Source organism: Spirulina sp. 06S082, from assembly GCF_034932145.1.
In the GTDB taxonomy this organism is placed as follows: Bacteria; Cyanobacteriota; Cyanobacteriia; order Cyanobacteriales; family Spirulinaceae; genus CCY15215.
This window is the reverse complement of the sequence record NZ_JAYGHV010000052.1, coordinates 1-10,593: the sequence shown is the minus strand read 5'-3', so window position 1 is coordinate 10,593 and position 10,593 is coordinate 1. Positions and strand designations below refer to the sequence as shown.

At 41.9% G+C, this 10,593-nt stretch carries 10 protein-coding genes and 2 pseudogenes; 3 read left to right on the top strand and 9 right to left on the bottom strand.

Annotated features, from left to right (window positions below; all coding sequences use genetic code 11):
* The 3 genes from VB714_RS05815 to VB714_RS05805 all read right to left on the bottom strand — a co-directional run.
* Positions 1–614: hypothetical protein (locus tag VB714_RS05815; protein ID WP_323222082.1), on the bottom strand; the 614-nt coding region annotated here is incomplete at its 3' end.
* Positions 615–640: 26 nt separating this feature from the next.
* Complete coding sequence (locus VB714_RS05810) at positions 641–1,468, bottom strand: alpha/beta hydrolase (RefSeq protein ID WP_416309615.1); 828 nt, start codon at positions 1,466–1,468, stop codon at positions 641–643.
* 44 nt (positions 1,469–1,512) lie between these two features.
* Positions 1,513–2,046 (bottom strand): rhodanese-like domain-containing protein, encoded by a 534-nt coding sequence (locus VB714_RS05805; protein WP_323222078.1) that lies wholly within the window; start codon positions 2,044–2,046, stop codon positions 1,513–1,515.
* A 104-nt stretch (positions 2,047–2,150) separates the two neighbouring features.
* Here VB714_RS05805 and VB714_RS05800 point away from each other — a divergent pair, with 104 nt between their 5' ends.
* Positions 2,151–3,434 carry a DUF3747 domain-containing protein gene (locus VB714_RS05800; RefSeq protein ID WP_323222076.1) on the top strand — a complete coding sequence of 428 codons (1,284 nt, stop codon included), beginning with the start codon at positions 2,151–2,153 and terminating at the stop codon, positions 3,432–3,434.
* A gap of 79 nt (positions 3,435–3,513) precedes the next feature.
* On the opposite strand, the gene VB714_RS05795 is transcribed toward VB714_RS05800, so the two are convergent.
* The 5 genes from VB714_RS05795 to VB714_RS05775 form a co-directional block, all read right to left on the bottom strand.
* Positions 3,514–3,936: a type II toxin-antitoxin system VapC family toxin gene (locus VB714_RS05795; protein WP_323222074.1), complete on the bottom strand. Its 423-nt coding sequence runs from the start codon at positions 3,934–3,936 to the stop codon at positions 3,514–3,516.
* On the bottom strand, positions 3,933–4,196 hold the full coding sequence (locus VB714_RS05790) for a hypothetical protein (RefSeq protein WP_204104100.1): 264 nt from the start codon (positions 4,194–4,196) through the stop codon (positions 3,933–3,935). The genes VB714_RS05795 and VB714_RS05790 overlap by 4 nt, the downstream gene beginning before the upstream one ends.
* Positions 4,197–4,306: 110 nt before the next feature.
* Positions 4,307–6,799, bottom strand: a complete 2,493-nt coding sequence (locus VB714_RS05785; protein ID WP_323222072.1) for an EAL domain-containing protein — start codon at positions 6,797–6,799, stop codon at positions 4,307–4,309.
* A gap of 40 nt (positions 6,800–6,839) precedes the next feature.
* Positions 6,840–7,595 (bottom strand): DUF928 domain-containing protein, encoded by a 756-nt coding sequence (locus tag VB714_RS05780; protein ID WP_323222070.1) that lies wholly within the window; start codon positions 7,593–7,595, stop codon positions 6,840–6,842.
* Between the two features lie 103 nt (positions 7,596–7,698).
* Positions 7,699–8,385, bottom strand: a complete 687-nt coding sequence (locus VB714_RS05775) for a MotA/TolQ/ExbB proton channel family protein (protein WP_323222068.1) — start codon at positions 8,383–8,385, stop codon at positions 7,699–7,701.
* Between the two features lie 141 nt (positions 8,386–8,526).
* On the opposite strand from VB714_RS05775, the pseudogene VB714_RS05770 reads away from it, so the two are divergent.
* Both VB714_RS05770 and VB714_RS05765 read left to right on the top strand, forming a co-directional pair.
* Positions 8,527–8,622 (top strand): annotated as a pseudogene (locus VB714_RS05770) (PD-(D/E)XK nuclease family transposase); the annotation flags it as partial.
* 84 nt (positions 8,623–8,706) lie between these two features.
* Complete coding sequence (locus VB714_RS05765) at positions 8,707–9,858, top strand: CapA family protein (protein ID WP_323222065.1); 1,152 nt, start codon at positions 8,707–8,709, stop codon at positions 9,856–9,858.
* Positions 9,859–9,878: 20 nt separating this feature from the next.
* Here VB714_RS05765 and VB714_RS05760 read toward each other — a convergent pair.
* Positions 9,879–10,593: pseudogene (locus VB714_RS05760) on the bottom strand (hypothetical protein); the annotation flags it as partial.

Below are 10,593 nucleotides of genomic sequence, written 5' to 3'. Positions count from 1 at the left end.
CGATCGAGAGAGGCAATTTCTTGTTTTAATGTGGCAATAGTTGTGTTAATTTCAACAATCTCGCTTTCGATTTGTTGGGGGAATTCTTGCGTTGTTATTTCGAGGGAATTAATTTTCTGTTGTATGTTGGCGATCGCCTCTTGGAGTGGGGGGAAATCTTCGGGCAGTTTTTCAACAGTGGCGATCGCAGTTTGTAACGCTGTAAATTGTTGTTGAATGTCTGCATTTTTTTCGCGATTAGACTCTTCGAGTTGCGCTTGACGTTCGCGAATTGGGGACAGTCTCTGTTCCACTGAGGCGATCGACGAGGCTAATTCCTGCAAACGTTCCTGTACCTCAATATTGGGCTGTTCTGCCGCATTTTCTAGGCGATCTTGACGTTCGATCGCCGTGGTTAATTGGTATTGAATACTTGTCCAATCTTCAGCTTTAATTTGGGTTCTAATCTGTTCTTCAACCATCTGTTTTCGCTGCCACAAATTCAAACCGACGGCTAGAGTCAGAGGAGTTGCTGCATAAACTACCCGTTCCGTCAATAGAGCAACGATCGTTCCCGATACAGACATGGCGATCGTCAGATATTCACCGATCTCGATCCATTGAGCTTTTTTCATTTTTTTTAATTGCCTATTCCCTAATTTCATTGTAGCGATCGCATCACTAATTTTTCAAATTCTTGCAACTTTTCAGCATAATCGTCCCCTGCAACCCAAAAAAGATCGTTATGAGTTGCCTCTTCTACCCAAAAGGATAATTTAGGTTCGGGTGCTGCTGCAAATAATTTTTGACCGTGAGAAAAAGGAATTGTGCGATCTTCCCTCCCGTGAACGATTAATACGGGAACATTAACGTGTTTGATTTTATCGAGATTGCGAAATTTATCGAAAGGCAGTAAAGGAAAAGGAACAACAACGCGAAATGCTTGAGTAAAGGTACTTTCTAAAATGATGCCTCCAATAGGTTTTCGTGTTGCTAAATTCAGGGTAGGACCCCCTCCCACCGATCGCCCAAAGAGAAGAAGGCGATCGGCAGGAATGCCAATTTTTTCAGTGAGATAAGTATAAGCAATTTCAATTTCTTCATAGGTATTGCCTTCGCTGGCTTTTCCTTCACTGGTTCCATAACCGCGATAATCGTAAGCAAAAACATTAAACCCAACTGCTTGAAAAAATTCTAAAAGCGGACGAATTTGCCCTAAGTCCTCCGCATTACCGTGAGAGTAGAGCAAGGTATATTGAGCATTAGGATTGGGGAGATAAAGTGCTGAGAATTTTTCTTGGTTTGCTGTAGAGAGTTTGATGATATCTTCGTCATCCGTATAACTCGCAGGTTGCGGCACAAAAATCAGGCGATCGGCAACAAAAAATATATAAAGTGCGAAAAAAATATAAATCAAAAGAATAGAATAAATCATTCGCTTAAAAGTAAATTCACCAATCAGTAATTTTCTGATTTGTTTCCGATCCATGTTACAAAAAGGAATAGAGAACAGATAGAAAAATTCATCCCTCATCATTCCAAAACGACTTTTCTCCAAGCAGTAATTCCTCCAGAGAGGACAATAAAATTTAAGCCCGTCTTTTCTAAATGCTGATAAGCGCGATAAGAACGCGGTCCCCGTTGACAATAGAGAACTAAAGTAGAATGGGGGTTTTGAGCAGCAATTTGGCGCACTTGTTCCACACCCGAACCTTGTTCGATCGCGCTAATGGGAACGAGAAAACTATCTTGAATGCGATCGCGTTGATATTCTTGAGGGGTTCGCACGTCAATGAACGCTAATTTTTGCGCGGCTGGCGATCGCCGCAATTCTGCCACGGTTACGAGGGGAATATCGCTGAAGTTAAAAGCCGCTAATTCAATAGAAGGATTAAAAACAGTTCGCGTGGCGATCGCCCCAGTTATACTCATAAAAACTCCCAAACACAATAAAAGCAGTGCTTTGCGAGATTGAATCAACTTAGCGCTAAAAAATTTCACCAACGAATTTTCCATTGCGATCGCCTCTCCCATTCTATCCCGTCTTTCCCCTTGCCCATGACCCATTACCATCAAATCAAATCAAAAACATTTTATTTTCTGGTAAATTTGTCGGTTTAGCGGACAAATACCTAGAGAATATAGAAAATGTACTGAGTAAAGAGAAGAGAATGAAATTTGCACTTCCGTTCAAATTAGCTGCGATCGGCGGAGTCGCTTTATCTACAGCCTTCGTCGCTACGAATTTGACTACAGCCCAATCTTTATTTGGCCAGCAAGAAGTCGATCAAAGCGCCTTTGCCGCGATCGCCTCCCCTTTTGATGTTTCCTCCTATAGTCTCACGATTATCGAGCAAATTCCGGGGAAAAGACAGTGCTGGAATGAAGCTGGGACAGCACCCATTAGAATCGACGCGCTGTGGACAACCTTTGATTTTACTGGCAGTTGTAACCGCAGCGTAGACAGTAATGGTTATTCCGTCCGCATTAACGGGGAAGACTTCGCGATCGAATACTTATTACGCATTATCAACCGCAACAGCGAGTTGCAATTAGTTGGAACTCCTCGAGTAGGAACTGCCCGACCAGGGTTAAATGAAATTACCATCGCCCGCAGCCGAGGTACTTTTAGCGGTCCTCATGGCGAAATTCTCTACAAGTTTTTTCTCGAACCCGGTTGGCGCTTCACAAAACGAACATATCAAGGGAAAACTCTCGGTCACGTTTATCTAACCTATGATGGTGCAATCCCCACACCAAACCCAACTCCAACCCCAACCCCAACCCCAACTCCAACACCAACCCCAACTCCAACCCCAACCCCAACTCCAACTCCAACCCCAACTCCAACTTCTAGTTTCCCTGATATTTCCAACGATATCTACAAAACAGAAATTCAAGAAGCCCTTAAACTGGGCTTTATTGCCGGATTCCCCGAGGATAATACCTTTCGACCTCAGAATACCTTAACCCGCGAACAATTGGTTTCGATGGTATTTGGTGCTATCCAAACTATTCCCAATATCAATTTACCTAATCCTGCGTCTCCCAGTAGCAATCCTTTTCCAGATGTTCCGGCATCTCGGTGGAGTGCTGCTAAGATTCAATGGGCTAAAGCGAATAATGTGGTCTCGGGCTACCCCGATGGGCAATTCCGCCCCACTCAACCCGTAACGCGGGCAGAGTTAATGGCGGTAATGAAAAAAGCGGCGGAATATGGCAAGGCCAAGCGAGGACTTTCTTCCGCTTTGGGTCAAAAACAAACACCGACGGCTTTTTCCGATACGACAGGTCACTGGGCGAATGCTTTGATCCAGCAAATGTCCGGTTATTGCGGTATTGCCTCTCCTTTAAATGAGCAAGGCAGTGCCTTTGCGCCTAACTCCGCTTCCTTGCGGAATTATGCGGCGGCGGCAACTTTAAGAACCCTTAATTGCCTTAAATCCGATAGTTAATTCCAGAGCTATTTTTATAATATAGAGAGGTAAATATAAATTATCTCTCTATTTTTATCGGTTTCATTATTTACATTCTTCATTCTACCGTCCAATCTTGTAATGCTAATCCTGGCACTTTCTCAAAATCGCGACGGTTGCGCGTGACGACGATACCTTTAACAGAAAGGGCGATCGCAGCAATTCTTAAATCTCTCGTTCCGATACGAATTTTTTGCCGAACTAAATTATTATAAATTATTGCAGCTTCCATCGAAAAATCTAGTAAGTTAATATTTTTAAGATCGTCCAATAAGGTTCGCAATCGCCGATAAGCAATAATAACCTCTTCAGAAGATGATGCCCGCCTGATAATATTCAGCCGTCCTCTAATTTGCTCTTCGGCTGAAATAATTGTTAGAAAAATTAATTTTGCTTCGATTGTAGAAATCCGTCTCGTAACATTAGAATTTCCTCTTTCTAACAAAGAATAGTGGTCTGTATCAAGTATCCATATTGTCATTTTTTTGCCTCTTCAGCGTCCATTTTTTGATAATATTCTTCCATCTCTGCATCTAACTGGCGACGATCTTCTTCAATATACGCCAACATTTCATCAAATTGAGGATCGTCTGCATATTTTCCAGCAATCTTCATCCAAGGATGTTCTGTTTCTTCTGGTTGATTCTCCTGAAGTGCTTCCAAAACTGCTTTTTTTTCTTCGGCTGGGAGTTGTTTGACCAACTCGATCACCTGTTCGATTGTTAAATCTAAAACTGGCATGAATCTAAACTCCTGTTTGTATCTTCACTGATAATAACAATTTTAAGAGAGTTATGCTTGAAAATCATGTACTCTCTCGATCGCAAATTATAGCGAGACTTGATTCGACTTTACTCAGTCAATTCCCTCGCATTTTCTCGTTGCAATAATGCTGTTGCTTCTTCTACAGGTAAGGGTTTAGCCCACAAATAACCTTGCCCGAATTCACATTCTAAAGTGCGTAAATTTTCTGCATCTTCTTGGGTTTCAACCCCTTCTGCAATGATATCCATACCCAAAGTATGACCGAGGTTAATAATCATGCGAACGATTTCGTAATCTTCGCGACTTTCCCCCATTTTCTGTACAAAAGACTTATCAACTTTGAGAGTATCAACGGGAAAGCGCCGAAGTTGACTTAAAGATGAGTATCCCGTACCAAAATCATCTAAACTGAGTTTGCAACCGAGAGATTTAATTCGCAGCATTAGATCGATCGCCTTCTCAACATTATCCATGACCATACTTTCGGTAATTTCGACTTTGAGAATATGTTCTCCGACTCCTGTATCTTTAATGATTTTTGCTAACATCTCAATTAAGTTTGGTTGCTCAAATTGACGACCGGAGAGGTTGATACTTAACATCAAATCGCGATCGCCAAATTCCTCTTGCCATTGACGAGCCTGGCGACACGCTTCCTGAAAAATCCATTCTCCCAAGGGAATAATGAGTCCGGTTTCTTCTGCGAGAGGAATAAACATAAAAGGTGAGATAAAACCTTTGTCGGGATGCTGCCAGCGTATCAGGGCTTCAAAACCCATAATTTTCCCTGTTTTTAAGGCAATGATGGGTTGATAATAAAGTACAAATTCTTCCTCAATAATTCCCTGTCGTAATTCATTTTCAAGGGCGAATTGTGCTACAGCTTCTTCAAACATCCCCGTGGCAAAGACGGAATGGGTTTTTCCCAGGGCTTTCCCACGAAACATGGCTGTATTCGCATCTCTCAGTAAGTTTTCGGGGGTATGGAGATGCCTTTCTTGGGTCGTAGCAATGCCGATATTTACTTTAGTAACAATTTGTTTGCTTTCGATGGAAAAGGGTTCTTCTAGGATGTTTTCTAGGCGATCGGCTAAAGTGGTGAGAGCCTCGGGAGGGCAGTTAAGAACAAGAGCAAATTCGTTTTCACTCACTCTGGCAAGTTTGGCAGAACGGGGGATATTTTTTCGCAATTTCCTTACTAAAGTTAGGAAAAAGCGATCGCCGATCGCCCTTCCCCAATTTTCGTGAATCAGTTGCAGGCGATCGCATTGTAAAAACATCACCCCGAGGCTGGAAGGAAGGCGACGGCGACGAATTTGGGACAGCGATCGCTTAATATAACTCACTAAAGATTCCCGATTGAGCAAACCCGTAAAGGGATCGCGGGTGGTAGTATAAAGCAAGCGATGGGTCACGGCCAAGCCACTAGCGACGGTAAAGGCTAATGCGGGTTCTACGATGGGAATCCAAACAAGATGAGCTAAAAGAAGCCAACCTACTCCCGCGATCGCCCCTACACCTAAAATCCCCGTCAAACTAAAAGCGAGAGGATGTTTTAAACTCCAGACGCAAATCCCCCCAATAAGCGCCCAAACCCAGAGCCAGAGAAGCTCGCTTCCTTGAGACCAAAAGGAAAATTGCCGATTTTCTCCCGAGATAATTCCTAAAAGCTGACGGATCATTTGTGCATGAACAATAACTCCTGACATTTGAAAGGCATTTTTTTGACGAGCGCCGCTATAGGGAGTTAAGATTAAATCTTTTAAACTGGGGGCGACGGTGCCAATGAGAACAATTTTGTCCCGCACTGCTTCAGGATCGATATCTCCTTCTAGGAATTGCTGCAACCCGATTGAATCGATAATATTGCTGCGGCTACAATACTTCATTAAGATTTGATATCCCCGCGTATCTGCGGTCTGATAGCCTCCAGAATTGAACTGGATAGGGACTAACTCCGTTTCTCCGAGAAATAAGGAGCGCGTATTATAGCGAAAATAGATTTCTTCTTTGCGACTGTAGGCCAAACTGACGCGCAAGGCAAAGGAATAGTAATCTCGTTCTTTTCCCGCCACAAAGAGAAGGTTGCGACGGAGAATTCCATCGCGATCGAGGGCAAAATCATTAAATCCAACTCTTTCATTTTCTACAGGGGGAGGTGGGGGAATATTGCTGACAATTTCTGTAATGGCGATGATATTATCCGCTTGTAATTGCTTGACGAGGGCTTTTTCCCCAGGTGGGTTGGGGATATCCCGGTAAAGATCGAGCCCGATGACTCGAGGTTGATAGGATTGTAATTTCTGGAGGGTTTGGGCGAGAATTGCATCGGATAGCGGCCAGCCATAGCGGTGCAAATCTTCTTCGCTAATGGCGATCGCCAACAAACGCGGATCGGGAGGTGTATCACTTTGCAGTTGGACAAAGCGATCGAATACTGCTAAATCTAGGGGTTCGATCGCCCCCAATTCTTGGAGTCCCCAAAATAGCCCCGTCACTACAGTGCTGGACGCGACAATAGAGCAACTGGAAACCCAGATGATGCGAGAGAGCGATCGCAGGGGTTGAATGACGTTCAAAAGAAATTAAAGCCGATCGCAACAACTTTACAGGATAATTTTATTCTGATACCTGCAATTCTGGCACCGGAATTTTCAGAAGCATTTCGAGAAGACCATCATAGCTGCTGAAATCCAGTGCAGATAGAAGTTCTCGCCATTGGGTTAGAACTTGACGGTTATGGGGATAAGTTCGACGCAATTCCATCGCTTCCGCGATCGCGTCGCTCCATAGTCCAGCATCTTGGTAGGATTGCATCAGAGCGAGATGTTCCTCTAAGGTAGATTCGCGTTCTACAAGAGTTTCTGGTAATACTTGCCGCAACGTTCCATGGACAAAAATCTCCACAACTTCTCCATTATTCTCTTGTGGGTCACTTGCAAAACTGCAATCGATCGTAAATTCCCAGTTATAATCTTGACCAATTTTAAGAATGTTTTCGGGAAGGCGAATGCCAATAAATTCTTGAGTGCGGCCAACTTCTAGAGTTGTTTCGTAAACTTCATTTTCCTCTGAATCTGTTACAAAAAATGTAGCCGGATAGAGTTGATCGAGTTTAGGGACTGCTATATAGAGCAAGGGCTGCTCTTTAGCCGTAACACCTAGATTATTGCTAGGATTCAAGACCACTAGCTGGGTAGCACTCCTGGCACAATTGCTCCCACTTCGCGTTCCTCCCCCAACGCGATCGCCTGGAAAAGTACTGCGATCGTCATTTTTTCCTTGAGAAAGAGCGGGCATAATGGCCAAGGTAGAAAGGGAGTAGAATGCAATCCCCAAATATAGCACCGCATTTTTAAAAATCATCTTAGTCATGGTCTGGAATTATCAAACACCTTAATTTTTATTCTAGACATTGAATTTAAGAATTAAGTTGCTTTGAAGCCGGAAAGCGTTTCAGGACAATTGCGTTAAAGATTTATTCAACAAATTTTTTTGTGCCTTCAAAGGCTTTGGCCTCGATAGTGTAGGGGGGGTTTTCTACTGCCATGTATTTTTGGTGATAGAGAACCTCAAGATCGCTGCCTGCTTTGCGAAACACGCGGATCTGACCGAATAAAAAGGCTTGAAAAAGGCGGTAGAAGGCCAGGCTGACGATCGCCACCACCAAACCGACTGCAGTAGAAATGAGGGATTCGCCAATACCGAGGGTAACACCCGCCGTCGCCGCCGTCCCCAAATCGCTGATGCGGATTTCCCCGAGGGAGTTAATTAATCCCAATACCGTTCCCAATAAACCTAAAAGAGGGGCGAGGGCAATAACGGCTTCTAAAATTTTATCTCCTCGTCGCATCAAGGCTAATTCATCATCCGCCGCCGCTTCCATTGCTAAATGAAATACCTCGGGTTCGGGATTGACTAATTGCAGGGGAGCATAAAGAAATCGTCCCATGGGGTGATCTCGGTAGTCTTTGGCAATTTCCACCGCAGCATCCCAGTTACGATAAGCAGCTTCCATAACACTAGAAAGAATTTGCCGTTCTTGCAAGAGAACGCGACCCCAAAACCAGAGACGGTCAAAAATCGCCCCCATTGCTAAAATCGAGAGAAATAAGAGCGGCCAAATCGCAATACCACCTTTATCGATAATGTCTTCAAAGGTCACAGTTTTTTTTCCTCCTAACCCACACACTTCAGTATATTGTCTAAAGTCTATATTCTGGCAAGACGATCCAAGGATAGGTAAATTTTGGAATAGAATAACAAGTCAGCGCGATCGCCAACTTATTGAGTTTGATCTAAAACCATGAGATTTATTAGCCCTAAAACAGATTTGGCTTTTAAAAAAATATTTGGCTCGAATGAGAGTAAAGATATTTTAATTAGTTTTTTAGAAGAATTATCCAATTGGTTGAACCTGCGAAATTAATTGACTTGCGACGGCTAAGAATGATAGACTATTAAATTAAAGTGCTGGTAGGTTCTTATGATTTCAGTGATTCGCGATCGCGCTCTTTTTAAGATTGGCAAATCTGCTTTTTTTGTTACCTTTTTTGTTAACTTTGGCTTGATATTTAGTTTGGGGACTGGCAAGGCGATCTCGCAGGTAGAAATTAATTTACCTTTACCGGAAACTCCTCAACCTTCTCCCCCTGAGTTTATTTTTCCCGAAGCAGAGACGGTGACGATTAAAGCTGTTGGGGATACAATTCTCGGTACGAATTACCCCACAAATCAACTCCCCCCAAATCCCGCTAGTTTATTTAATAATGTACAATCTTTCCTCATGGGAGCAGATTTTCTCTTTGGAAATTTTGAAAGTACAATTACAACCTATCCCAATAGTGCAAAGGTTCCGGTAGCGGGTCGCGTTTATGCCTTTCGCAGTCCTCCCAGTCACGCTCGAATTTTGCAACAAGCAGGCTTTAATGTTCTCAGTGTTGCGAATAACCATTCTTATGATTTTACACCACAAGGTTTTCAAGATACAATACGCTATATTCAAGCAGAAGGAATGAAAGCAGTTGGTGCAAAAGGTCAAATTGTTTATACAGAAGCTAATGGAATAAAAGTAGCTTGGATTGGGTTTAGTTATTTGGGGTATCATAATTCTTTAAATAATCTCGGACAAGCAGCAGCATTAGTCAAGAAAGCTGATACAAATGCTGATATTATTGTTATTTCTGTTCATGCTGGAGCCGAGGGAAGCAATGCACTTCATGTCAGAAATCAAACGGAAACTTTTTATAATGAAAACCGAGGCAATATGGTGCAGTTTTCGCGTACAATGATTAATAATGGTGCAGATTTGGTTTTGGGTCACGGTCCCCATGTTCCCAGGGCGATCGAACTTTATAAGGAAAGATTAATTGCTTATTCTTTGGGTAATTTTATCGGTTATCGCGTTCTTAGTAGTAGTGCAGAAAAAGGCTATTCTTTGATTTTAGAAACTCAATTGGATCGAGAGGGAAAATTCATGCAAGGAAATATTGTTCCTTTGCGTTTAAATGGAGAAGCGGTTCCTTCTTTTGACCCAGAAAAGCGCACGATCGCACTCATGCAAAGATTAACTCAAAGCGATTTTCCCAATACACCGATCGCGATCGATTCTGAGGGTAATATTGTCTTAAAAAGATGATTGATAACAGGTCAATTGCTTTAGAGTATGAATCTAAAGAACTTAATTTTTCTCAACAAAAGAGTGAGAACAATAGGGAAAAATAACCAATTTAAAAATAAAATAGAACTCATCAGCGCAATATTTTCGCTTAAATTATAATTGAATAGAGATACTGCGATCGCATTCAAACCGATACCAAAAAAATTAGGTAAGAATTTATGAAAACAGTATATTCCCAAAGAGCAACTTGATAGTAAACTAACAAGAGGAATGGGTTTTAATGGTAGTAAGATAAATAAATAAACAAGACCTATCGACCCAAAAACTAAAGAAAGTCGCGCATAGAGTGGCATAATTCCATCGATAAAAATATCAGGACGATAAAAGTATTTCCACTCTAGGATTGTAAACACAATAAAGGCGATCGCCAAAGGAATAATAATGCGATTAATTTCGCCTTTAAGATTATAGCTTGTCTGTTGAGAAAGAGTGGAAACTCGTTGAAAAATAAGATATGAGGAAAAAATATAGGGTATAAAATTAAGCGGATTATCATAAGCCGTCCAAATATATTGATAATTGAAGAGACTAATACTAGATACAATGATTAAATAACTACAGGATAAAATAAAACCTAGGTATTCATAGAAAAGCCATCGCTTTAAATTAATTTTAAATTTTTCTTTGATTTTGATACTAATATCCGCTAAAAAAGTTATAACTAAGAGATAGAAAAAGAAGTAAAATAAACCT